18 protein-coding genes and 1 rRNA gene are annotated in these 25,074 nt (G+C 43.9%); 4 read left to right on the top strand and 15 right to left on the bottom strand.

The features are described 5' to 3' along the window. Window positions 1-62 precede the first annotated feature (62 nt). Entirely contained in the window at window positions 63-2,954 is a 2,892-nt protein-coding gene (locus ACX5J7_RS06980) for a M16 family metallopeptidase (protein ID WP_498706599.1), read from the bottom strand. A gap of 725 nt (window positions 2,955-3,679) precedes the next feature. On the opposite strand from ACX5J7_RS06980, the gene ACX5J7_RS06975 reads away from it, so the two are divergent. Next, window positions 3,680-6,274 (top strand): TonB-dependent receptor, encoded by a 2,595-nt coding sequence (locus ACX5J7_RS06975; protein WP_012519074.1) that lies wholly within the window; start codon window positions 3,680-3,682, stop codon window positions 6,272-6,274. 301 nt (window positions 6,275-6,575) lie between these two features. Here ACX5J7_RS06975 and ACX5J7_RS06970 read toward each other — a convergent pair whose 3' ends face one another. From ACX5J7_RS06970 to ACX5J7_RS06915, 12 genes are all read right to left on the bottom strand, one after another. Next, a complete protein-coding gene (locus ACX5J7_RS06970) occupies window positions 6,576-6,971 on the bottom strand; it encodes an MAPEG family protein (protein WP_012519075.1) in 396 nt (131 codons plus the stop codon). 149 nt (window positions 6,972-7,120) lie between these two features. Next, window positions 7,121-7,765 carry an adenylate kinase gene (adk, locus tag ACX5J7_RS06965; RefSeq protein ID WP_012519076.1) on the bottom strand — a complete coding sequence of 215 codons (645 nt, stop codon included), beginning with the start codon at window positions 7,763-7,765 and terminating at the stop codon, window positions 7,121-7,123. 349 nt (window positions 7,766-8,114) lie between these two features. Further along, window positions 8,115-10,037: a molecular chaperone HtpG gene (gene htpG / locus ACX5J7_RS06960; protein WP_012519077.1), complete on the bottom strand. Its 1,923-nt coding sequence runs from the start codon at window positions 10,035-10,037 to the stop codon at window positions 8,115-8,117. 212 nt (window positions 10,038-10,249) lie between these two features. After that, complete coding sequence (gene recR / locus ACX5J7_RS06955; protein ID WP_020746210.1) at window positions 10,250-10,849, bottom strand: recombination mediator RecR; 600 nt, start codon at window positions 10,847-10,849, stop codon at window positions 10,250-10,252. Between the two features lie 5 nt (window positions 10,850-10,854). After that, window positions 10,855-11,802, bottom strand: a complete 948-nt coding sequence (locus ACX5J7_RS06950) for a hypothetical protein (protein WP_020746211.1) — start codon at window positions 11,800-11,802, stop codon at window positions 10,855-10,857. Between the two features lie 288 nt (window positions 11,803-12,090). Next, window positions 12,091-12,972, bottom strand: coding sequence for a response regulator (locus ACX5J7_RS06945; RefSeq protein WP_474372572.1), 882 nt, complete (start codon window positions 12,970-12,972; stop codon window positions 12,091-12,093). Window positions 12,973-13,411: 439 nt separating this feature from the next. Further along, window positions 13,412-13,738, bottom strand: coding sequence for a YbaB/EbfC family nucleoid-associated protein (locus ACX5J7_RS06940; protein WP_020743903.1), 327 nt, complete (start codon window positions 13,736-13,738; stop codon window positions 13,412-13,414). A gap of 38 nt (window positions 13,739-13,776) precedes the next feature. Beyond that, complete coding sequence (dnaX, locus tag ACX5J7_RS06935) at window positions 13,777-16,551, bottom strand: DNA polymerase III subunit gamma/tau (protein ID WP_498706592.1); 2,775 nt, start codon at window positions 16,549-16,551, stop codon at window positions 13,777-13,779. 43 nt (window positions 16,552-16,594) lie between these two features. Then, window positions 16,595-17,131, bottom strand: a complete 537-nt coding sequence (gene apt, locus ACX5J7_RS06930) for an adenine phosphoribosyltransferase (RefSeq protein ID WP_015067599.1) — start codon at window positions 17,129-17,131, stop codon at window positions 16,595-16,597. 299 nt (window positions 17,132-17,430) lie between these two features. Then, window positions 17,431-18,195 carry an HvfC family RiPP maturation protein gene (locus ACX5J7_RS06925; protein WP_020746214.1) on the bottom strand — a complete coding sequence of 255 codons (765 nt, stop codon included), beginning with the start codon at window positions 18,193-18,195 and terminating at the stop codon, window positions 17,431-17,433. Next, a complete protein-coding gene (locus ACX5J7_RS06920) occupies window positions 18,192-19,043 on the bottom strand; it encodes an HvfB family MNIO-type RiPP peptide maturase (RefSeq protein ID WP_012519086.1) in 852 nt (283 codons plus the stop codon). The genes ACX5J7_RS06925 and ACX5J7_RS06920 overlap by 4 nt, the downstream gene beginning before the upstream one ends. Before the next feature lie 151 nt (window positions 19,044-19,194). Then, window positions 19,195-19,647 carry an HvfA family oxazolone/thioamide-modified RiPP metallophore gene (locus ACX5J7_RS06915; RefSeq protein WP_498706590.1) on the bottom strand — a complete coding sequence of 151 codons (453 nt, stop codon included), beginning with the start codon at window positions 19,645-19,647 and terminating at the stop codon, window positions 19,195-19,197. A gap of 231 nt (window positions 19,648-19,878) precedes the next feature. Here ACX5J7_RS06915 and ACX5J7_RS06910 point away from each other — a divergent pair, with 231 nt between their 5' ends. From ACX5J7_RS06910 to ACX5J7_RS06900, 3 genes are all read left to right on the top strand, one after another. Then, a complete protein-coding gene (locus ACX5J7_RS06910) occupies window positions 19,879-22,566 on the top strand; it encodes an nSTAND1 domain-containing NTPase (protein ID WP_498706589.1) in 2,688 nt (895 codons plus the stop codon). 133 nt (window positions 22,567-22,699) lie between these two features. After that, a complete protein-coding gene (locus tag ACX5J7_RS06905; RefSeq protein WP_498706587.1) occupies window positions 22,700-23,155 on the top strand; it encodes a hypothetical protein in 456 nt (151 codons plus the stop codon). Between the two features lie 2 nt (window positions 23,156-23,157). Next, window positions 23,158-23,523 carry a DP-EP family protein gene (locus tag ACX5J7_RS06900; RefSeq protein WP_020743908.1) on the top strand — a complete coding sequence of 122 codons (366 nt, stop codon included), beginning with the start codon at window positions 23,158-23,160 and terminating at the stop codon, window positions 23,521-23,523. Window positions 23,524-23,569: 46 nt separating this feature from the next. Here the strand turns inward: ACX5J7_RS06900 and ACX5J7_RS06895 are convergent, their stop codons facing one another. Together ACX5J7_RS06895 and rrf are read right to left on the bottom strand one after the other, a co-directional pair. Continuing rightward, window positions 23,570-24,538, bottom strand: coding sequence for a GGDEF domain-containing protein (locus ACX5J7_RS06895; protein ID WP_462836064.1), 969 nt, complete (start codon window positions 24,536-24,538; stop codon window positions 23,570-23,572). A 453-nt stretch (window positions 24,539-24,991) separates the two neighbouring features. Continuing rightward, window positions 24,992-25,074: ribosomal RNA gene (gene rrf / locus ACX5J7_RS06890) — 5S ribosomal RNA — on the bottom strand; the annotation flags it as partial.

The raw sequence follows: 25,074 nt of genomic DNA, 5'->3' as shown, positions 1-25,074 counted from the left end.
GAACACTTTTCATACGGGCCTTTTTATTAATAGCAGCCTTGTTTTAGTCAGTTCAGTTGGTTTTACGGGTTAAGCAATACTGGCGTGCCAAGGCCCAGCGCTTCTAAGCGTTTAAACTGTGTCGCTTTATCCCCTACAACTAGGTAAATCATTTTACCTGGGTGTACGTAAGCGTTGTACAGGCGCTTTACGTCGTCTACTGTTAGCGCTTTTACTTCTGCCTGCTGCTGTAGTACGTAGTCGTTAGGTAACCCAATATCACTTATTTCATCTACCATATTCAACTTTGCCCCGAGTGTCTCAAAAGCACGCGCACCAGATTTCAATGTGAATCCTTTCGTAACCTCAAGATCTTCACTTGAATACCCGTTGCCGTATGAAAGCAAAATATCTTGTATAGCCTGTGTCGCTTCTAAAGTTACATTCGAACGCACTGCACTTTTTATAATAAATTCACCGGTATACTGGTCGCTTGAAAACGATGAACGAATACCATAGGTGTAGCCCTTGTTCTCACGCAGTTCTTGCATCAGTTGTGAAGCGAAGCCACCGCCTCCTAAACGGTAATTCATCACGCTGGCCAGATAGGCATCACTGTGCGTCGCTTTAGGGCCGGCATGACCAAAATACAAAACAGACTGCTTGGCATCCGGTACGTCATAGAAAAATAATTGAGACGTTTCAGGTAAAGATGGCTCTGAAACGTTCGGAAGCGATACCTTTTTCGGTACCCAAGCACTATTTAGCGTAACTAATGCCTGTTTAACGGCTGACGGCTCGATATCGCCCACCACATGAAACTTAGCTAAAGATGGGGAAATATTTTTCCAGTAAAAAGCCTTAACGTCATCGAGGCTGATGGCCGTGACACTTTCCTTTTCACCCAGCGGGGTCTGCGCGAACGGATGTGCGTTACCGTAAAGCAGCGCTTTAAATTCTGCCGCAGCAATGGCATTTGGGTTGGCCTTAATTTGCTCAATTTGATTAATTACATCGTCTTTGGCAAGTGCAAACTCTGCTTCATCAAAGCGAGGCGAGAGCAATACTTCAGTAACAAGCGCCATTAGCGCATCGTAATGCTTAGACAGTACCGAGCCGCTAATTGTTACTGCCGTTTCCGATGCATTCGTTTCAAGAGTGGCGCCTAAAAGCTGTATTTCCTGTTCTAACTGCTTTGGTGTTTTCGTTGCCGTTCCCTTAAGTAAAAGTTCTGCTAATAAGTTAGCTGTGCCTGCTTTTCCTGCTGGGTCGAGCAGCATTCCACCATCGAGTTTTATTTCAAAAGCCACTAACGGCACTTCGTCATTTGAAATACCGGCTATATCAATGCCAGATGACAAGGTGCTTTGCCATACTTGTGGCGGCGTAACCTCTATACTCGCTCCATAAGCAGGCTCTTTTGCTCTATCAAAGGAGGAAGGCGTACGCTCATAGTCAGCAGCAATTGATGCATCAAACGCCTCTTCTGCACCTTCAACGATTAATTCTTCAACCACGTTAGCTTTTGTTGACCCGGCAAGAACAAGTTCCTTATTGCCTTTAGGTACAAAACTAGAGGCGACATAAGGCTTGTCTTTAAGATAGGTGCGATATACACGCATTACATCGTCTTGTGAAACACCTAGAATTTTTTTGACGTCTTGGCTGATAAAAGCCGCGTTTCCCGCAAAGATTTCGTACTGTGCAAGCTGAAAGCCTTTTCCTAACACACTAGAAAGCCCTTGATAGAATTCGGTTTCCTGCCCCGCTTTAATGCTCGCAAGGTCTTCAGGTGCAATACCCTCTTTCTCAAAACGCGCAAATGCTTCTTCAATGCCTGCATATACTGCATTTAAATCAACGCCATTAAATGCCATGACCTGAAGCTGTAGCTGCCCCGCTAATTCTGCATCGTAACCATAAAGATAAAGGTTACTGGTGAGTTTTTTCTCATCAATAAGTACTTTGTTTAACGGCGCGTTTTTACCTTCGCTTAGATATTGAGAAAGCACCTGAAGCGCGTAGTAGTCGTCGTGGTACTGGGGAACCGTGGGCCAAACCATGGTAAGCAAAGGTGCTTGAGCAAAGTTATCGATATGGAAGCGTTTGACTGTTTCATCTAACTTTGCTGGCTGGGTTGCAAGTTTAGGAATTGTTTCTCCCGCCGGTATTTCAGCGAAATACTTTTTAACCCAAGACTTTGTTTGTGCAACATCGATATCCCCCGCGATGGTTAACACCACATTATTTGGTACATACCATGTATTGAAAAACGCTTTAACATCGGCAAGCGTTGCATTTTGAAGGTCGTCTAACGACCCTATTACCTGCCAACTGTATGGATGCCCAGCTGGGTACAAGTTTTTGTCGATGACATACTGGTTGTGTCCGTAGGCGCGATTATCTACGCGTTGACGTTTTTCGTTTTTCACCACCTGCTTTTCTTTCGCAAGCACGGGGTCTGTTACCGTATTAATAAAGAAGCCTAATTTGTCAGCTTCAGCCCAAATCATTTTTTCCAACGCATCGATAGGTACAGTTTGATAATAATTCGTGCTGTCTCGGCTTGTTGAGCCATTCGCCCCTGAACCTCCAATACGGGCACTGAGCTTATCAAGCCCGCCTTTACCTAAGTTTTCAGATTCTAAGAAAAGGAGATGTTCAAACAGATGCGCAAACCCCGTGCGACCCTCTTTCTCCCTTGCTGAGCCCACGTGTGCAGTCAGTGCCACCGCGGCGACAGGGTCAGACCTATCTACGTGTAGCAACACGGTTAGCCCATTTTCTAGCGTAAAGCGTTCATACTCTACATTGAACGAGGACGCGCCCTTGTTAACGGTTTGAGACGCTGATAGTGAGGCTGCTTGTGTGTTGAGGGCAGGCTTGCCGCTGTAAGTGCAACCTATCGAGATTGCACTTAACGCCATAACAGCAACGGCATTACACATTCGCGTTCGTTTGAATGTTTTGAGCATGGTTCTTAATCTTCGCTAATTAAAAGACGTAACAAGTACCACAAGCGCACAGTGAGCGCTACGGCATTCCCTATCCCTCATCATTTGTTTTGCACTAATAGCATTTGAAGCGTTGGCAGAAACCTCTCAAATTAGCAATTTAAGCACATGATTTTTAATATATTTATAAGTAAGTACAACAAGCGAAAACGAAACTTTTTGTAGTGGACCCGACCACTTTTCGACACAGTTAGTTACATTTTCCCCATCGCAATGTTGAACGAACTGATTAGATTTATATCTGCACCTGTTACAAGAGATTGTCAAAGGGCACTGGCGACCTTTACATGCGTTCATTTTCCCGGCAGTGAAACGCTGGTCAGATCTGTAAAAATAGCCGCTGTTGAGCGGCGGATAAAAATGTAGAGGTACTACACGATAACTTAAATATTACAATTCATACGACTGTACAAGCGTGTATATCCCACACTCCCTTCTATCCATAACACCCACAAAAATACACTAAGCCATTGATTATATGAAATTTTAACTTCTTATTAATTACTCAAACAAAAAGAATATCATACGATTAAGTAAGAGACGGTTTACACACTTTGTAACCAAGTGTCACATATTTCGCATATTCCCCTATTGCAACTTTAGTATGAGGAGTGCTATTGATAAATCTGCAACAAATAGTGTTGCCGAAACACACAACAAGTAAAATGGATAATAAGGAAATGACAATGAAACAAGGTCGTAAAGTAAGTGCTATAGCAGTGGGATTAGCGCTTGCAGGAATTACCTCACTAAGCCCAGTGCATGCACAACAAGCTGACGAAGAAGCAGCGAACCTTGAACGAATTGCAGTAACCGGCTCTCGCATTAAACGCACAGATATGGAAGGTCCCTCTCCTATTCAGTCAATTGACGCCACAATGATTGAAGGCATGGGCTATGAAAACCTTCAGCAACTATTAGAAAGAATGCCCGCTACCGGCGCAGGTACTTTCTCAACACGTAACAATAGCCAAGACTCAACCGCTAACGGCGCAGCAGCCGTATCGCTTCGAGGTATGGGGCCAGATGCAACGCTAGTGCTTATTAACGGTCGCCGAGTAGCAATCAGCGCGTTTGCAGAAAGTATCACTAACTCATTCGTTGATATTAACTCTATCCCGGTATCAGCCATTGAGCGCATTGATATTCTAAAGGACGGCGCCTCGGCTATTTATGGCTCAGATGCGGTTGCGGGTGTAGTAAACGTAGTACTTAAAAAAGACTATGAAGGTCTAGAGATCAATGCAGGCTACGGCGGCACAACAGGCCCTAGTTACGATGAAACCACAGCAAGCATTTTGTGGGGTTCGCAAAGCGAGAAAAGCAGTGCCACTGTTATTATCGACTATTTCAATAACAGCACCCTAGGAGCTGACGAAATGGGTCGCTTCGGTACAGCAAACCAATCGCCTTACGGCGGCATGGATTTTCGCTCATCACGTGGGTACCCGGGTTATTTTTATGTTGATGGCGTAAAAACTATCGACCCAGACTGCCCGGAAGATAGCGCCACAGCGTCTGGTAGTTGTTTATTCGACTACGGCCCGTTTGGTTTAACGATTCCAGCCTCTGAGCGCGTAGGCTTTATCGGTCAATTCGACTATAAAATTGGCGATGAAACTACCGCGTTTATGGAAGTTGCTATGCAGCACAATACGTCTGAAGCAGGCGGTGCAGCAACGCCGCTTGACGAAGACGCAGGCTTGACAGTTCCAGGCACTCACCCTGATAACCCTTTCGGACAAGACATTGAAATAGGTCGCTATCGTCCTGTGGATGCTGGCGCTCGCCGTTGGGATATTGAGTCAGACACCCTTCGATTAGTCGCAGGTTTACGCGGTACGTTTAACGACTACGACTGGGAAGCGTCGGTTCAAAAAGGTCGCAGCCGTTCAGAGCAAAGCGGTGACCAATCGCAAGGTTGGGTTCGCGTTGATTGGCTACAAGAGCAAATTGATCTTGGCAACTACAACCCCTTTGGCGGCGTAACTAACCCTCAAAGCGTAATTGACGAAATTACGACCAGCCTAGTGCGTCGTGGTGAATCGCGCATGACCAGTGTTGATGCGCATATCACGGGCGAAGCGTTTGATTTTGGCGATGATGTCGTCATGATGGCGGCGGGTGTTGAATACCGTGAAGAGCAAGTGTCTGACGTTCCAGACGTTCAGTTCCAACGCGGTCTGATCTTTGGTACTGAGTCAGTATCAGCTTCAGCAGAACGCGATCAGTACGCAGCATATTTAGAGCTTTCAATTCCTTTGGCTGAAGAGCTAGAGCTACAGCTTGCAGGCCGTTACGACCACTACAGCGACTTTGGCAGCACGACTAACCCTAAAATTGCGTTACGTTGGGCACCAAGCGATGAAGTTACGGTTCGCGGTTCATGGGCGCAAGGCTTTAGAGCGCCTTCGCTTGCACAAGTGGGTTTAGGCCCATCACAGAAAAGCGTATTCTTTGTTGATCAATACCGCTGTCAAGCAACAGGTCAAGACTGTGAATCATTGGATTACAACATCGAGTTTGCGGGTAACCCTAATCTAGATGCAGAAGAATCAGAGTCATGGAACGTGGGCGTAATCTATGCGCCTATTCAAGAACTGGGCCTAAGCATCGACGTGTGGAGTATTACTCAAGATAACAAAATTGACGAACAGCAATTTGGTTTGGTTTACGACGCTGAGTGTAATAACCAGGACAGCACAATCTGTGTACGTCTAGACCCACAACAGGGTGAGTCGCTAGGTGTTATCCAGAAGATATTTAACACTTACCAAAACGTATCGTCACAAAAAGCCTCGGGTGTTGATTTCAGCGCTAATTACAGCATGGAACTACAAGAGTACGGCAACGTGCGCTTCAACCTAGATTGGTCTTACATGAACGAGTTTGAAAAAGACGGTCTAGAGTATACGGGCGAATACGGTTACCCAGAGCACCGCTGGTTGTTTGGTACAACGTGGTCGAAAGGCGCGTTTGATGCCAATTTAAACATCAGCTTTATTGGGGAGTTTGAAGACACCCCTGATATCGACTTCGACGGTGTATTAGATTTTGAAGAAAATACCTCTAGAACCGTGGATTCTCAAATGCTGGTAGACCTTCAGTTTGGTTACAACTACAGCGATAACCTTCGCCTAGTGATTGGTTCTAACAACTTGCTAGATGAAGAGCCGCCGTTTGCAATCGGTAACGGCGATAGCGACCTTTATGGTTATGTTGGCAGCGTACACAACCCGCGTGGCCGCTTTGTTTACTCTAAACTAACTTACCGCTTCTAAAAGTAGCTAAAACGACAAAGCCCTCAATGCATTTAATATGCATCGAGGGCTTTTTTATTTGCGTTGTTGAATGAACGTTTAAGATACAGATATTCAAAAAGGTACCTCTTTGCTGACGAAAACACTATATCTATAAAAATTAGAAAAAAGACCTGTTCTCTATACCTGATTATCGAATATTGCTAACTATGCGTTTGTATGAAAAATTACTCGAACCACCAACTATTTAGCGTTAACCATAAAAAATGCCAGCTAAGCTGGCATTATCTCTTTATAAGCTTTCGCTTCAACGACCTTGGGTTTACATGCCAAAGTGGATAAGTATTAAATTACCGACCGCAGCACAAAGCATTGCCAAAAAGGTAAGAATCATGCCCGTAAAGCGCTGCCAGCTAACGCCAGAGTGGCGACCTAGCCCGTAAGCATGCAAAGCACGCCCAAACAGTAGCGCGCTGCCGAGGGCATGTACGGCCCAGATTTGGCCGGTGTTTGCTTCGAAACACGCGATCATAATAAGCGTAATAGGTACGTATTCGCTAAAATTGCCATGGGCTCTGGCTAAGCGACTGAGATCTTCATGACCACCATCGCCAATGCCCACTTGGTGTCGACGTCTGGCACCAATGACTAAAAACGATAAATACAGGTAGCAAATACCCAGTAAGCTGGCGTAAAACGCCGTGATTGGCAAAACCATGGTCTACTCCACATGTTATAGTTATATCGCGTTGCGTTAATCTGCGCATGTCTTCTCATAGCATCAAAAGACATTAAACGTTATCCGCTAATAAGTTACAAGCAACAAAAAAGGCCGCACAAGCGACCTTTTATAAACGTTGTTAGTGATTAACCTAAACGCTCTGCAAGTTCAGCACTTACTTCTTCAACTGGGCGAGTACCATCTAGCTTGTGGTATTCACAGTTTCCGGCTTCGGCTTCAGCACTGTAATAATTTACTAACGGCTTTGTTTGCTCGTGATAAATCGCTAAGCGCTTGCGTACCGTTTCTTCTTTGTCGTCATCACGCACGATGAGGTCGTCACCCGTCTCGTTGTCTTTACCTTCCACTTTCGGTGGGTTGTAAACCACATGATATACGCGGCCAGAGGCGGGATGTACGCGACGGCCACCCATACGCTCAACAATAACGTCATCCGGCACATCGAACTCAATACAATGATCAACAGAAACACCTGCTTCTTTCATTGCATCAGCTTGTGGGATAGTACGAGGGAAGCCATCTAGCAAGAAACCGTCTTTACAGTCGTCTTGTGCGATACGCTCTTTCACTAGGCCAATTATGATTTCATCAGACACTAGCTTGCCTTCGTCCATTACACGCTTAGCTTCAAGACCTAACTCTGTGCCTGCTTTAATTGCAGCACGAAGCATATCGCCCGTTGAAATTTGTGGAATGCCATATTTGCCCATTAAGAACTGAGCTTGTGTGCCCTTACCCGCGCCAGGAGCGCCGAGAAGAATGATTCGCATGAGTGCGTTCTCCGCTTATGATTTTTGAACTTTTTACTTCGGGCACTTTACACATTCAGCACTAGAGTGACAAGTGTAAGGCGTACCCAAAAGTTAATCTTAAGACTAATGGCGAATATATGTTCAGCTTATAGGCGCTTTTGCTTTTTTATACCTATAGCTTAATGTTCACCCCTTACTTATTCATCGTCGCTCAGAATAAAAGAACGCGCCTGAATTTGATTAACTCGAATGATTAAACCACTAAAATATAGCATAACGAAAACAGTAAACTTACTTTTGTTAGCCTTATAAATAGAAAAACGGGCATTACGCCCGTTTTTATTGATTAAACTGTGGTTTTAACCGGTTATTTTGCCAACTTCATTAACAATGTGTTCAAGTTCTGAACAAAGGTAGAAGGGTCTTTCAGACTGCCTTGTTCTGACAGTGATGCCTGGTCAAATAACACGCCAACCCACTGATTGAACAACTCTTCATCTTGGGTATCTGCTAGCAATTTAACTAAGCTGTGCTCAGGGTTAAGTTCAAAGTGATACTTCACGTCTGGCACAGTCTGACCCGCAGCTTGCATAAGCTTCATCATCTGCGTTGTCATGCCGTTATCATCGGCAACAATAACCGCCGGAGAATCTGTTAGGCGGTGCGTGAACTTCACGTCAACTACCTTATCACCTAGCGCAGCTTTCGCTCTTTCAAGTACGCCTTCTACTTCTTTTTCTGCTTCTTCTTGCGCTTTCTTAGACTCTTCGTCCTCTAAGTCGCCTAAATCTAGGTTTCCTTTCGCAATTGAAACAAATTGCTTCTCGTTAAATTCAGTCAGGTGAGACATTAACCATTCGTCAATGCGCTCGCCCATTAGCAGTACTTCAATTCCTTTCTTGCGGAAAATTTCAAGGTGCGGGCTAGATTTAGCGGCCTGCAGACTGTCTGCAGTTACATAGTAAATCTTGTCCTGACCCTCTTTCATCCGCTCGATGTAATCGGCGAGTGAAACGGTTTGAGCGTCAGACTCATCGTGGGTCGATGAGAAGCGCAGTAGGCCCGCAATTTTTTCGCGATTACTAAAGTCTTCTGCTGGACCTTCCTTAAGCACGTTACCAAACTCGTTCCAGAACGACTGATACTTATCGCTGTCGTTCTTCGCCATTTTCTCAAGCATTTGTAGCACACGCTTAGTGCAACCTTGACGCAGCGCTTGCGTGATCTTGTTATCTTGAAGAATTTCACGAGACACGTTAAGTGGAAGGTCGTTGCTGTCTAGTAAACCTTTTACAAAGCGCAGGTAGGTTGGCATGAACTGCTCTGCGTCATCCATAATGAAAACGCGCTGAACGTAAAGCTTAAGACCGTGGTTTTGATCGCGGTTCCACATGTCAAATGGCGCTTTAGAAGGGATGTACAATAAGCTCGTGTACTCGGTTTTACCTTCTACTTTATTATGTGCCCATGCTAGCGGGTCTGCAAAGTCGTGAGAAATATGCTTGTAAAACTCATTGTACTCTTCATCAGTAATCTCTGACTTTTCACGAGTCCATAGTGCGGTAGCCTTGTTAACCACTTCCCACTCGCCAGGCTGCGCTTCAATTTTCTCGCCATCTGGGCCTTCACTTTCAGGCACCTCATCTTTCCACATTTGTACAGGAATGCTGATGTGGTCTGAGTATTTGCTTACAATAGAGCGCAAACGCCATGTATCGGCAAATTCTTTTTCATCCTCGCGTAGATGAAGCGTAATCTCGGTACCGCGAGTAGGCTTGTTGATTTCAGCAATAGTGAATTCACCTTCACCGTCTGAAATCCATTCTACGCCTGCCGCTGCGTCAGCGCCCGCCGCACGGGTGCGCACGGTCACTTTATCTGCAACGATAAACGCTGAGTAGAAACCTACACCGAACTGACCGATAAGCTGCGAGTCTTTCGCACTATCGCCAGACAGTTTGCTAAAGAAGTCTTTAGTGCCTGATTTTGCAATGGTACCAAGGTTGGCAATGACTTCATCGCGAGTCATACCAATACCGTTGTCTGTAATGGTCACTGTGTTAGCTTCTTTATCTACGCTTAACTTAACGCATAGGTCGCCATCATTTTCGTACAGGCTATCGTTTTCTAGCGCGCGAAAGCGAAGCTTATCTGCTGCATCTGCCGCATTTGACACGAGTTCACGTAGAAAAATTTCTTTGTTTGAATACAAAGAGTGAATCATCAGATGAAGAAGCTGTTTTACTTCTGTTTGAAAACCGTGAGTTTCTTTGTGGGCTGCTTCAGCCATAATCCAATATCTCCTCGTTGAATGGATCACGTTAACTGATAAACAGGTAAGGACGCTCAGCGCATTTTTCAACGTTTAGAACGAAAATTTATTTTATATGAGAGCGTTTTTTTGAAGGTAACGAGGCGGCGCAGAAATAATACACCGCAATTAAGGGCTTGATACGTTACTGTTACTGAGGTGCTAATTACGCGAAAACCATGCGCAACAAATTATAATTTGCGACGGCCTGAAAATGCATGAGTAAGGGTGTTGCCATCGATATACTCTAACTCCCCCCCAACAGGCACACCGTGGGCTATACGAGAGGCATCCACGTTGTGACTGGCGCACAACTGGGCAATATAATGCGCCGTGGCTTCTCCCTCAACCGTTGGGTTTGTAGCAAGAATGACCTCGTTAATGCCACCCGCGCTAAGGCGCGCTTCAAGTTCAGTTAATCCTATTTCTTCAGGCCCCACGCCATCGATAGGCGATAGATGCCCCATCAGCACGAAATACTGGCCTTTGTAGCTCAACGTTTGCTCGATAGCTAACACATCTTGAGGGCTTTCCACGATACACAGTAAGCCACTAGCCTCTCTCTCTGGGTGACGGCATATTTCGCAAAGCTCATCTTCGGTAAACGTTCTACAGCGCTTACAGTGATGTATGTGCTCCATGGCATTGTGCAAAACGTTACTGAGATCGATAGCACCTGTACGGTTTCGTTCCAAAAGGTGGAACGCCATTCTCTGGGCGCTTTTATTCCCAACGCCAGGGAGGCAGGTTAGTGCCTGGATTAATTCTGATAGTAACGGGCTAAACTTCATATTTTCTACTGCTTAGGTGCTTCTTTGACGCTTTGTGGGCTTTCGCGGTATTTAATCACGTTCCGCTTTGCTTGGTCGAGTTTAACTTCGTAAATATTACCACCAAATAACCCTTTGTACTCTTCATCGGTGAACACCAGAGTATTGTCATCATAGAATGTTACTGCTTCTTTTTGCGTCACCACACCAAGGTCTATGCGTGATACATCGCCACTGAAGAAATTATCACCCTCAAAGTTCTCAAATAACCATAAACTGGTTGAGTCAAGAAGTACCAGCTTAGTTCTATCTGGGCTTATTGCCGCTGAGGTTATCCAACATAACTTTTCTAGTGTGGTACAGGTTTTGAATTCCCCGATGAGCTGGGCATCGAAATTAGCGGCGTGATCACCAACTTTATAAAGCTTGGTAATGCCGTCAAAGGGCTGTGTTCTGTTTTTCGTGAACAAATAAAGGTTGCGTTTATATTCAACAAACGCCTCTAAATCGTAATTTTTATCTTCAGGTTTAACTTTCCCATCACCCATTTTGGGGTAAGTAAACTTAATAATCTCCGCTTCCGTGGTGTCGGTTTTAATATCGATTGGGTTTTCTATTTTGTAAATAGTAAGCCAGCGGCGCTTGTTGTCGTTATTACCAAAATCACCGAGAAAAAAGTGGCCAAAACTATTTTGCGTCATGTCCTCCCAATCCACATTTTTAGCATTTGTCACAGTCACTTCTCTTTCAATCGTGCCGTCTTTGTTAAGCATGTATAAGACGGGGCCGTCGCCACTGTCGTTTATTGCCCAAAGTCTTTTGTATTTGTCGAATTCAATACCGGAAATCTCTTTAAGTTTTGGGTCGACCGTCACTGTTTTCATTCTGAACAGTTCGTGAATACTCATGAAAAATAGCACGGCGGCAACGGGAAGTAGTATAACCGTGGTGATAACTAAGCCTTTCCTTAGCACTACAAAAGCCTCTAGATAATAATTGAGTTAACGTTTTCCCTTCGCTCAAAAATAATGTTAGTTGAAAAGTAAGCTAGGGATAGGGAGTAAATAATATAACGAACCATGTGATAATAAAGACCATTTTCACACGAAGCGCATTTTAGTGCGATAGGTATCGTTGCGTCGATACAATTATTGAACATAATGAAAGCGTGTAATATTTAAACACCTACACTAGTGCTAGGCGCCCTCCCCGAAAGCTAAATCTACGCATACTATTTGGGCTCACCGGCCCCATACATTACCTTAAACCTTAAAGCCAAAAGACCGAATAGACTGCTTAAGTAGTTTCGTATCGACGGGCTTGGTTAGAATATCAACATGAAGGAGCTCTTCAGGTAGCTCAATTGCCGCGCCGTAGCCGGTGATAAAAACAAAAGGAATCGACTGTTTTTCGATTTCAACGCCGAGCTGAAAGGTATTTTCATGACCAAGATGCACGTCCAAAAACATCATGGAAGGCTTATTTTTTGCCAGTGCCGCCCTAGCCGAACTGACGTCGCCAAATATTTCAATTCCCTCAATGCCCAGTTGCTGTAAATGCTTTTTAATATCTAAAGAGATAAGCAAGTTATCTTCAACAATGTAGGCCGTAGTGAGCGGCACATTTTCTTTAACAGTACTCCCCTCCTGCAAGATTCTCTTGTTGCTAAGCGTTTGCTTAGGATCACTAGCAGCCCCTATTTCGATATACTGTCGAGGGATCACAAACTCTGCTGTCAGCCCCGTAATTTCAGGTTTTAACTCCGCTTGGCCGTTGAGTTCATGAGGAATAACAGATCTAATTACCGTCATGCCGAAACTGTCGTCCCCGAGCCATTGCAATGGCGGCCCGCCACGTTCTTTCCATGAGATGGTACATCCCTTATCATCGAGTTCCCACGTTATTGATACACATCCATCGTTATTTGTCGCACTCAGTGCACCGTATTTCGCGGCGTTAGTAATCATTTCATGAGTGGCTGAATCATTTAGATAATGAGAAGCATTTTTAGACAGATAGGTAACCACGCCAGCGCTATCTAGTATAACCATAAAGCCATGATTTTGGATTTTCCCCAATAGGTGGATTGGCTCTTTATCACACTCGGTGACCAATGAAGATAGTTCGTCGGGATCGCTACTCATAATTACTCAACTGTTTTGAATACTTGTGAAATTATTTGTCTAGGTTTAACAATACCTCAGCATACCTAAATCCTATGGCGAAAATAAACCTTGAAGTAAAGTGCGTGTAAACCTCGCAAAAATACCTACTATTTAAAACATAGACTATTTTTAAGCGTAATAATACGGCTTATGCGATTTTATCTATATGCTTTTGTAAAGCTTGTTTACTTACGTAGACACACCTCAGGTATGGCTTGAAATTTAGGCTTCTGCAATGAGGTGAAGTGGTATTGAATTAAAATAATTTAAGCTAAAAAGGCTCATTAAAATGAAGCGGCGCATGCCTAAAAACTAAAAAAGCCCTGGTAAAAACCAGAGCTTTTTAGCGGGAGTTAGGCCCTATTTGGCCCCATCACTTTGTATGTGACTAAAAGCCAACAAAACGGCGGCTTTTAGCCTAAAACGGCATTTTGAAGCCAGGAGGAAGTGGCATTCCGCCAGTGACATCACCCATCTTCTCTTTGCTGGTCTCTTGAACACGACGAACAGCATCGTTGAACGCTGCCGCAACCAAGTCTTCAACCATATCTTTGTCGTCGTCCATCAACGACTCATCGATATCAACGCGACGAACATTGTGGTTACACGTCATCGTTACTTTAACCATGCCCGCGCCAGCTTCACCAGTAACTTCTAGATTAGCTAAGTCGTCTTGTACTTTCTGCATGCGCTCTTGCATTTGCTGCGCCTGCTTCATGATATTGCCCATTCCACCTTTAAACATAATGTTTGTCTCGCTTCGTTTTGGTGTTAATAATTATGCTATCGCGCTTTAACCGTATCGGTTAGCACTGACCCATCGAAAGTCGATAGCAATGCTTGAATCGTCTCATCGGTTTTAATAACCGAGTGCGCATGCGCGTGTCGCATGGCATGAATTTCTTGCTGTAATGCAAACGGCGTGGATAACGGTTCACCCAACGTAATACTAACTTCTACGTTTTCACCCAGGCCGTGATGAATTGCATCAATTAACTGCTTTTTAGCACTGTCTTTTAATAAATGCGTCTGACTATGGTGAATTTCAAGGGACACGTGATTGCCATTTCGCGAAAATGCCGCATGTAATACCAACTGCTTAAGCAAGCCTGCTACCGGCATTTGCTCAACCAAGTTGCTCCAGTCATCAATTTGACTGGCGTGAGTCAGCTTACTTCCATCGGAAAGATAAGCGTGTAAACTACCCTCATAAGTTGTACTTAAGGGCGTATCAAAATCTAATGCGTCCCTAGTAAATGAACGTTCACCGGCATTTTCACCACGCTCATAAAAGCCGTGTTCCTTGCTCTCGAGTTCATTGGCGCGAGGAACAGGCGTAAGTGACGGCTCAACTGAATGTCCGTCTTGAACTGACTTCCCTGTATCCCAAGGCGGAGCATCTTCTACCTGCGGGTTAGGGTTATAATTTGCGTCACTCTCATCATTTGAAAAAGGCATATCCTCTTCAAAATCATCTAGGGCAAAGGCATCATGACCGGAATCATTGTTATCTGCAAAGTCAGCATTTGTGCTTGCCTGTTCACTACCACCAAGTAATTGTGTATCGCTACCGTCGTTAAGCGCATTGGCACTCTGATGGGCAGTTATACTGTCTTGGCTTTGTTCGGACTCTGGAGCGGCTTGAAGCGTAGGACTGTTAATGGGTTCAGGGCTGTTACTTAGCTCAGGGCTGTTAATCGGCTCAGGGCTGTTAATCGGCTCAGGGCTGTTCTTTTCATCAGCCACTGTGCTAACAGCGTCCGTTTTACTTCTAGTAAACCGCGCTTGTATTTCACTAGCGCTTTGCGTTTTAGCATTAGCCGCACTACTACTTTTTGCGTCAGCATCTTGCGCTTTTTTTTGTTTGAGTTTTTGGCGCAATGCCAGCATATCGGCGGTAGAGGTTAACTGTTCTTCTGCTGACGGCGATGGCTCAACTATACGCTCGCTTTCGGGCGTGTCCAATTCGTAATGGCCACTCTCATCCTGTAGAGGTGGCATGTCATCCATATAAGCGTCTAGCGGTGGTTCATCAAAATATTGAGCAACAGGGCTTGCTTCTTCGTCTTCAACTGATGCATTGCTCTGAGGCTCTTGTGCCTCAGATGCACTGGCGCTGGAAAGATTCGCTTCAAACGCTATATCAGTTTCAGCGGCCGTATTTGTTTGCGTATTAGAAACCGCGGTGGGCTCTTCTTCGTTCGCTACGGTTTCAGCGGGAGCTGATGACGGGAGATCCGTCGACGCATCAGCTATAGGACTCTGTGGCGGTGTCTTAGGTGAAGTAGGTTCATGCTCTGGCTGCGCTTCAATTGGCGCTTCGCCTTGGTCTATCGTTGCAGAAGTTTCGCTTAAAGGCGGTTCCTCCTGCTTACTAACGTTTCCCGGGCCACCACTGGGAGAAGCATGGTTTACAGGTAAATTATGCTCACTCCTCCCGTTTTCTATCTCGTCTACGGTTTCAGCTATTGGCGCGTTTGGTGCAAAGGCCATCATACGCATTAGCGTCATTTCAAACGCGCTTTTACCATCGGCAGCAAAAGGTAAATCTTTTCTGCCTTGCAATGCAATTTGATAAAGTAGCTGTACTTGTTCTGCAGAAATAGTTTTGGCTAATTGAAATATCGCTTTTGCCGACGTGGTTTCAAGCTTGCAGGCTTCTGGCACCCATTGCGTCAACGCAATTTGGTGAAGCAAGCTCGCCAACTCACTATGCACATTGTCATAATCAGGTGCTTGTTCAGCAATGTCGTTAACCAACTGCAAAACCTCGGCAGGGCTTTTATTCACCACCGCATGAATTACTTTCAAAAGCTGGTTTTTGTCCATCAGGCCAAGCATGTCGGTAACAACCGACGCCATTACTTGATTCCCACCCTGAGCAATTGCTTGGTCGGTTAAACTCAGCGCATCACGCATACTGCCCTGTGCCGCCCTAGCCAGCAAAGCCAAAGCAGGCGCCTCAAAAGCAAGCTGCTCTTGCTGAAGTATATGAGTAAGCTGACCGACTATTTGCTCTCGCGACATCGCTTTCAGGTTAAACTGCAAGCATCGCGATAAAATGGTGATGGGGAGTTTTTGTGGATCTGTTGTCGCCAACAAGAACTTTACATGCGGAGGCGGCTCTTCTAGCGTTTTTAACAGCGCATTAAAGCTATGTTTAGAAAGCATGTGTACCTCATCGATAAGGTACACTTTGTAGCGCCCGCGGGTTGGCTTGTATTGTACGTTATCAAGAAGCTCTCGAGTGTCTTCCACTTTGGTTCTTGATGCCGCGTCAATTTCAAGCAAGTCAACGTAATTACCCTGCTCTATTTCTTTACAGGTATTGCATTGACCGCAAGGGTTTGCCCCTTGCCCTTCCTCACAGTTAAGGCTTTTTGAAAAAATACGAGCAATGGTCGTTTTACCAACACCACGCGTACCTGTAAAAAGATAAGCATGGTGTAAACGGTCGTTATCGAGCGCATTTGAAATAGCAGACACTACGTGCTCTTGACCTACAAGTTCACTGAACTTGCCTGGTCGCCACTTCCTTGCCAGTACCTGATAACTCATTATTACGTATTTCGCCCTTGTTGCTGTTTTTGCTTATTGACGTTTATTCGCCTTCAAACTCGCAAATAGAATAACTTTCTATATCAAGCGCTGAAAGCTTTTGTTTACCGCCTAAATCAGGAAGGTTAATAACAAAACCTGCATGATTGATCTCGCCACCTAACGAGCGAATTAACTTGGCAGAGGCAGCGATAGTTCCGCCCGTTGCAAGCAAGTCGTCGATAAGAAGTACTTTATCACCCGGTTCTATGGCGTCTTTATGGATTTCCAATGTATCCATACCATATTCCAGTTCGTAGCTTTCGCTTACTACTTCACGTGGAAGTTTATTGGGTTTCCTTACTGGTACAAAACCAATGCCCATTTCGATGGCCAATGGCGCACCAAAAAGGAACCCGCGTGCTTCGGTACCTGCGATCTTGGTAAAACCCATGCCCTGATACTTTTCTACAAGTAAGGAGATACAGCTACTGAATGCTTTGTGATCTTCTAAAACGCTGGTCACATCTCTAAATAAAATACCTGGCTTTGGATAGTCAGGTACGGTTTTCACTACTGATTTAATATATTCTGCAGTCACAATTATGCCTTGAATGTCTGCGTTATAACCAGAAGGTGAACCAGCCGGCGATGATATGCATCAACGGGAACGCGATTAGAGTTACTAGCGATGCTAGAAAGTACCACTTGTTATAGACTTCTTTGAAATCTGAATTGTTAGCCATTTGCACTACCTAAACAATTTTTGTGAACAAAAAAATGGTGCTAAATGTTAATCGAAAGCAAGCGTGATTGACAGCGCTAATATGATCGATCGCTCACTTTCACACCAGATCCTAGCGAAAGTTTAATGTAAAGCAGGAAAATTTTGCTTATCAGCTAGAAAACGGGAAGTAGTATGCCTTTATTTAGCATGTCTGTGAGTGTCTCATTCATACCATTTTCAAGCACGTTTGAAGGTATTTGCGGAAGTTGCTGGGATAACGCGTTAGCTAATTGGTCTGTTTTCATTCCCTGTTCATTTTGTTCCAGCGTATTGACTAAAATAGCGGTGACCGGATTAACATGGGCAAATTGCACGTTACAGTTACGGTCTCTATAAACGACATAAAATTGTTGTTCTTGAGCCGGTTGCTCGGGAATGTAATCTTCACCTATAAGATGAACCTCAAAATGGTACGCTGCTAGCGAGGCATAAGGCGAAACCCTGACAGCTGTAACAACGTCGTCTTGATTATAAAAATCGGCGTTTTTTTGATTTTTCCTTATGCTGACATCAAGCTCTAACCATTCGTAATGAGCAAGTTCTGCAGCAAAAGTAGGTAAAGCAATATCAAAGCTAGGCTCGGTTGAAAGATACTCAACAAACTCTTTACTGATTTCCGCGAAATACGGCGAACGACACTCGTGCTCAATAAAAAATTGACGCACAATGCCCTCCCATCCTTTCTCGCCATACAGCTTTAATACGATAGATTTTAAAACCGGAAACCCGGTACTAACGAAATTGTCGATATTATTAAAAAATAATGACTGATAGATCTTCATCCGCCGGGTATGGTCTGCATCGCTGCTGTTAAATGTGCGAGGGTCTTTGATCGCATTTACGAATGTATTTTGCGTTGTCAGAAATGATCGCGTCACGCTACACTCCCTTTCGCATCTGCTATACGTGCGGCTTCACACCTTGATTGAATTTGCTTAATCTTTTTCACTTCTGTCAGCAACGCGCTTAGGGGCGGAATGTTAAAATCACGCTCTAGCAACGTCGGAAATACACCATGGGTAAGGTAAGCATACTCCAATAGTTCCCAAACTGGCTCAATGACATCTGCCCCGTGTGTATCAACCTTTAAATCTTCAGCTTCATCATAATGACCAGCAATATGACCATATACAATCTTGTCTGACGGCAAACCCTTTATAAATGTCTTTGCATCGTATTTGTGGTTAATGCTGTTCACGTAAACATTGTTTACATCGAGAAGCATCTGACACCCAGACTCTTTTAAGATACTCGAAGTAAATTCTAGCTCGTCCATTTCTTGGCCAGGCGCAATGTAATAAGAGACATTTTCTAACACTAACGGTCGTTCAATAATATCTTGAACTTGGATAATACGAGATACAACGTGATTAATAGCGTCCTCAGTAAAGGGAATTGGCATTAAATCGTACATGTGACCGTTACCAGAGCAAAAACTTAAGTGCTCACTGTAAAGGTCAATATTATTCGCATCTAAGAAGCGCTTAACGGTTTTTACAAACTCCACATCTAGTTTGTCGCTACTTCCTATAGATAAAGACAAGCCATGGGTAGTGAAAGGTGCCTGTGACGAAGCTTGTTTAAATTGTTCTTGATACCTGCCGCCAAGCGGGATCCAGTTCTCTGGTGCAACTTCCCAGAAATCAACCTCAGATGGCAACGTAGGTAACAACTCTTTTAGCATTTCTCGACGAAACCCAAGACCTGCGCCATAGATGTTTTTCATATCTTCCCCTTAAACCGCGTGGGATTGCAAAATAGCAACATACGTTATTAGACAAAAATGGCCATCATTCGACAGCCATTTTTTGCTAAGCGTAACTCGTACAGCGTTACATCATTCTATTTCGCGCTGCACGATGTTATTTGAGTGGCAATTACATGCTACCGCATTTACCTTCGCCACACTTACCTTCTTTGCCAGCTTTCTTATCGCCGCCACATTTGCCTTCGCCACACTTACCTTCTTTATCGGCTTTTTTGTCGCCGCCACATTTACCTTCGCCGCACTTACCTTCTTTATCGGCTTTCTTGTCGCCGCCACATTTGCCTTCGCCGCACTTACCTTCTTTTTCGGCTTTTTTGTCACCGCCGCACTTGCCTTCTTTTTCGGCTTTTTTGTCACCGCCGCACTTTCCTTCGCCGCACTTGCCTTCTTTTTCAGCTTTATCGCCGCCACATTTACCTTCTGCTGCGAACTGACTATAGCCCGACTCTAGTGCTTGCATACCAAATGGATTAGCGTCTGCTACTGCAACTGTTGACGCCAAAGATCCAATTACAACTGCACCTAATGCTGTTGCTACTGATGATTTTTTGATTTGTTTCATTGATGTACCCTCAATAATTTTAGTCATGTTTGACGTACGGTAAGCACGTGTACTTAAAGAGACCCTGCTGGATTAAAGGATATTTCATAAAATATTAATTTTTTTACAGCTATATTTTATCACATTGATATAAATGGGTTTTACATTAGCAATAATGCATTTCCGTATGTTAATTTACATTTTATTAAAAAAGTAAAGTACAGTGGTAGCGAAAAGTACAGGGTCGTAATAGTGAAGCAGCAATTTTATTTAGGCCAATGGCGTGTTGATGTTTCAAGCAACACGTTATCTCAAGGCAAAACGAAAAAGAGCATTGAGCCTAAAGCAATGGATGTCTTATTGTTACTGTGCCAACAAAAGGGACTTGTTGTCTCCGCCGATGAAATAGTCGCCCAATGTTGGCCGAACGCGCCTATCGGCGACAACCCGGTACATAAAGCAATTACTAACCTTCGCCGTGCGTTAGGCGATAAAGCGGCAGCCCCCTCCTACATTGAAACAATCAGAAAACGTGGTTACCGCGTTGTTGCAGAAGTACAGTTTATTGATGATGAGCAATCAAAAGCCGTCGAAGGCAAATGGGTAGATACCTCCCCCTTTGTTGGGTTGAGCGCGTTTTCTTCTAATGAAAGTCAGGTATTCTTTGGAAGAGACGCCCTGGTCCGCGATTTAATTTCTAAAGCCGCTGAGCTTTTCAATCGCCAGCGGCCATTTATGCTAGTGCTGGGGCCAAGCGGCTCTGGGAAAAGTTCGCTTATTCACGCAGGTTTCTTGCCCAAACTGTTGAGTAAAAAAGGCATAAACGGTATTTATGCCTCTGATCATCTTAGTTTTGATTTAGCTGATATTAATATCGATACCAGTGCATTTACTATCGTTGAAGAAATAGCCATTCGTATGCTTGATTGGGGCAACAACGAAACGGGGCTATTTGATGGGTTCAGTGCTTCAATACTTGCGGAAAAGCTGCTTTCCTCCCCCCAGCAAATAATCGACAGAGTCAAAAGCTGGCTTGACGTGTATGAACCTAATACCACCAACTCTTACTCTTGTTTCGTTATCGTAATTGACAGGTTAGAAGTATTTCTAGCTGATACAACGATAGATGAAAAAGATAAACGCACTATTTTTACTCTTCTCGAAGCGCTTAGCGAGAGCAACCTATTTTTGGTTGTACTGATAAGTAGAAACGATTTCTACCCCCAGATATCAACGTTTGATATTTTAATGAAAAACAAAGGGCGCGGCGCTCACATAGATGTTTCCCCTCCTTCTGTAAGCGAACTTGGTCAAGTCATAAAACTGCCCGCTATCGCCGCCGACCTATCGTGGGAGAAAGATGAAGCAACAAACGCTACATTAGACGATATCATTTTAGGCGATGCTGCATTAGCGCCAAACTGCCTGCCATTGCTACAGTACACACTACAAGAACTCTATTGGCAGCGCGAAGATAAAGTACTAAAGAACAAGACATACCAAGCATTGGGTAAAATTGATGGCGCCATCGGATTCAAGGCAGAATCAACATTTATAAAAATGCCCCACGCCGTTCAAAACGCATTGAGCTCAATACTCCCGCTTATCATCAATTTGTCTGGTAGCAACACCATTACCAGTAAAACAGCCCCGTGGGAAAGTTTAGACAACGAAAATGAACGCTGCTTTGTTGAGCTTATGGTGGAACAGAGATTGTTCGTTTCTTTCTTAAATCAAGGGCGCGCCTGCTTCAAAGTGGCTCACGAAGCAGTATTGAGTAAGTGGGAGCGGGTACAGCAATGGATAATGGAGCATCAAAGCGCGCTATCAGCTAAAGCGGCACTTAATCAACAGACCCAACTATGGATAGAAAATAGTTTTGCAGAGGCTTACCTCATTCCAGCAGGAAAACCGCTTCTAGACGCTAGTGCACTTTTAACTGCAAACTATATTCGCTTAACCAACGAAGAAAAAAAGCTTATAAAACACAGCCAGCGAAAGGTAAGAACGCGAAACCTATTTAAAGGGTTAACCGCCGCGCTATTAGCTACATTAGCGGTGTTATCGTTTGCCGCAATGCTGCACAGTCAACAGTCTCAAGCGTTAGCTGAACGAAAGCGGTTAGAAGCTGAAAATCTAATGGGGTTCATGATCGGCGACTTCGCGGATACCTTACGACGGGTCAAGAGAATGGATTTACTCGAGGGCGTCAGTCAGCATGCTTTAAAATATGTAGCTGAAGCACAGGAAAATAGCGCTGGCTGGCTTAATAGCACGTCCCCAAAACCGAGTTTTGAGCTTCGATTTCAACACGCGCTTTCGCTGCAGGCTATGGCAGAAGTACGTTTTTACCGTGACGATACTGAGCAAGCTTTAATGCTATACGAAGAGGCCGATACACGTTTATTAGAACTTCTTGAAGAAGCGGAACAGCACTTTGAATTGTTAAAAGCGGCGGGCGCAAACGCATTTTGGATTGGCCATATACACAATACGCATAATAACGATGTTGACTCAGCGCAGTCTTATTTTGAGCGATACCTCAAACATAGCGAAACCATGCTTTTTGTTAAACCAGGTGACAGTACAGCAAAACTTGAAGTTGCTTATGCTAAAAGCTCATTGGGGAGTTTAGCCTACGATAAGTATCAATTTGAGCAGGCATCATCGCTTTTTAAAGCATCTCTGGCACTTAAAAAAGAGGTATCTGAAGGCACTGAAAATAGTGAAGACGCTAAGCTGTACGCGACCAATTCTCTTTCATGGATAGCGTCTGCTAACATACATTTAGGGAGATACAAAGACGCCTACACCATCTTTAGTCAAGCAGAGACAGTGTTAAATGAGATAGGACAATCTGATTCTGCCAATGGCTCAATTATCGAAAATCACGTTGCGATTTTAATAAAAGGCCAACTTAGAGAAGTTCTTAGGCCTTAAACAAGCCTATGAGCAAAGCATATCTCAAGCATACGCCTCGATTTTACGCGCCCTTGCACAAGACCCTGAAAATAGCGCTTGGCAGAAAGACAAAGCGACCGTTGAGTCTTATTTGATACAGAGTGAATTACCTTTGAAAGCGTCAGTTGACATTGATGCGCTACTTAGCCAATCGATATCACTGGACATCCCATGGGTAACCAATAGAGTAGCGGAAACCTTACAAATGGATGGTCACTGGCAAAAGGCCAAACCGTCAATCGACTATTTTATTACTTCATTTTCTGACGACGGAATAAGCAACGACATAACTAATTTAGAAAATGCGATAGTAACGCTAAAAAGCTTACTTCTTATTCATAGGCAAAAAAACGAATCTAACGATAAGCAACTCGCTTTAACCTACTGCCAAAAAGCCGCTCAGCGAGCAAACGAACTTATTCGGATGTCAAAACATCCAGATATCATATTAGCGTTTAATTATACAAAACGCTGTCGTCAGATAGATGAGAACCCAAAGATGTCTGTAGATAAATATATCTCACAGCTAACACCAATAAAATACTCTCAATTACAAAAAGGAAATTAAAAATGGCGGGACAAGTTCCGGTTTACGAATTTAACGTATCTGTCGAGAATGAAAAAAGCTCTCCAACTTATGTAATTACAACCAAAGATGGTAAGCCATCATCAGGTAGCGTAAGCGTCAACGAACCCAATACAACCATTATCTACACACTAAATGAGGACTCTGCTCACTTACAGTTTGTAGGGCCGGATATTAGTGGTGATGTTGGCAATAACATCAGTTTTAGTATCGCTAACAATGGTAGTAGCTTGATCCTCGTGGATTCAGACGCAACGATTGGTAATATTTGCATTAAGCTTGTTACAGCGCCTCGCGGAATGGTCTACACGAGTGCAGACCCTGAAGTCATTAACAAAAATAAAACTTGAACACCCCTTGTTTCTCTAGGCCTTCAGTAAGCATACGTGTTAGGACCTAGAGGTAACAAATTTGATCTCTCCCCTGCGCTTTTGCTTGATAAAGAAGCGTATCCGCTGCGTTTAACAGTGACTCTTTACTTTCATAGCGGTGATTTTCATTAGTCGCTACGCCCATACTAACAGTAAGCCTATTATTCGATGAGAAAACAAAGTGTCTTGAACTTAATTGCGCCAAATGCCTTTTAATCCTTATTGCTAAAAGTTGCGCCGTTTGGGCAGAACAATTCGGCAGTACTATTGCAAACTCTTCACCACCATAACGAGCCGCAAGCGTATCTCGATTTGGCATGCTTAAGTCAAGTAGATCACCTATTCGTTTTAGACAACGGTCTCCAGCAATATGCCCATACTCATCGTTGAACAACTTAAAGTGATCTATATCAATAAGAATAAGACTTATCGGTAAATTATTACTATTGCATAGAATCCACTGACCAGTTAGGTATTCTGAAAACTTATGGCGATTTGCTAGGCCAGTCAAAAAATCAGTTTCCGCTTTTTTCTTTAACGTTGCATACTCGGCTTTATGTAGCGTCAAGTCTCGTAAGATACAAATGAATAAAGAGTTGTTGGCTGAAAGCTCTTCCGGAAGAGAGGAAATTGAAATCTCAACACTGACATTATGGTACGGTTTATTTTGTTGTTTGATAACAACTTCAAATGGCGGTGACTCTATAGTTCCGCTCTCAGAACTATCTAAACACTGAATCACGTGGCTTTGCACTTTGCCTGTGTCATCAGAAAAAAAGCTCAGCAAGTTTTCACTTAGTAATACTTCACGTGTCTGACCTATTAGCGCGGACGCATTTGTGTTCACCATCTCAATTGTGCCATTGGCGTTTACTACTATAACCGCTTCGTTTATAAAATTAATCATCCTGCCCAATGAGCTGTCTTTGTAGAAATTGAATAATTTAAGAGGAGAATTTACGGTTTTATTTTTGCTTAACATAGATGACTGCATTCCAAGCTGCCTCCAATAGGCGTTGATTTGCATATAAGACTAACGGCATCTACACATTTATACCTTCCGAACACCTTCTATTGTAAGCTTATGTTTATAATGTGTTTTTTTACTTTAGGAAGTCTATCGAAAGCTCTGCCCACGGTAATTTTTTAACACTACAGTATCCTCACGATTATGGGATCAGAGTACATTAAGCAAAAAATCCCGCCGTTAGGCGAGTTTAGTAGTGCAAAATCGTGACGCTCTTTGTCGCGCTGCTTTTACTATAGTAGCCCGCAAGGAGGACACACAGTAAGTAGCGGGGTCAGAGTACATTTCTCTGATTTAACAGCACTGGGGATAAGGGTATAACTATGTTCTGATATTTAAAGTAATAAAGTACTCTGGCCCCAATTTATTCTTTCTGCCAAACGCAAAAAACCCGCCGTTAGGCGGGTTCTTCTTAATGGGACCTGGCAGTGTCCTACTCTCACATGGGGAAACCCCACACTACCATCGGCGCTAATACGTTTCACTTCTGAGTTCGGAATGGA

The organism is Alteromonas infernus (assembly GCF_902705815.1).
The sequence above is the reverse complement of the archived record's forward strand: the minus strand, read 5'-3'. Positions and strand labels throughout refer to the sequence as shown.

Excerpts from the sequence above, each read along its gene's own strand:
- ACX5J7_RS06980 (WP_498706599.1), bottom strand. The coding sequence starts at position 2,954 with ATGCTCAAAACATTCAAACGAACGCGAATGTGTAATGCCGTTGCTGTT.
- ACX5J7_RS06975 (WP_012519074.1), top strand. The coding sequence starts at position 3,680 with ATGAAACAAGGTCGTAAAGTAAGTGCTATAGCAGTGGGATTAGCGCTT.
- ACX5J7_RS06970 (WP_012519075.1), bottom strand. The coding sequence starts at position 6,971 with ATGGTTTTGCCAATCACGGCGTTTTACGCCAGCTTACTGGGTATTTGC.
- adk (WP_012519076.1), bottom strand. The coding sequence starts at position 7,765 with ATGCGAATCATTCTTCTCGGCGCTCCTGGCGCGGGTAAGGGCACACAA.
- htpG (WP_012519077.1), bottom strand. The coding sequence starts at position 10,037 with ATGGCTGAAGCAGCCCACAAAGAAACTCACGGTTTTCAAACAGAAGTA.
- recR (WP_020746210.1), bottom strand. The coding sequence starts at position 10,849 with ATGAAGTTTAGCCCGTTACTATCAGAATTAATCCAGGCACTAACCTGC.
- ACX5J7_RS06945 (WP_474372572.1), bottom strand. The coding sequence starts at position 12,972 with ATGAGTAGCGATCCCGACGAACTATCTTCATTGGTCACCGAGTGTGAT.
- ACX5J7_RS06940 (WP_020743903.1), bottom strand. The coding sequence starts at position 13,738 with ATGTTTAAAGGTGGAATGGGCAATATCATGAAGCAGGCGCAGCAAATG.
- dnaX (WP_498706592.1), bottom strand. The coding sequence starts at position 16,551 with ATGAGTTATCAGGTACTGGCAAGGAAGTGGCGACCAGGCAAGTTCAGT.
- ACX5J7_RS06920 (WP_012519086.1), bottom strand. The coding sequence starts at position 19,043 with ATGAAAAACATCTATGGCGCAGGTCTTGGGTTTCGTCGAGAAATGCTA.
- ACX5J7_RS06915 (WP_498706590.1), bottom strand. The coding sequence starts at position 19,647 with ATGAAACAAATCAAAAAATCATCAGTAGCAACAGCATTAGGTGCAGTT.
- ACX5J7_RS06900 (WP_020743908.1), top strand. The coding sequence starts at position 23,158 with ATGGCGGGACAAGTTCCGGTTTACGAATTTAACGTATCTGTCGAGAAT.
- ACX5J7_RS06895 (WP_462836064.1), bottom strand. The coding sequence starts at position 24,538 with ATGCAGTCATCTATGTTAAGCAAAAATAAAACCGTAAATTCTCCTCTT.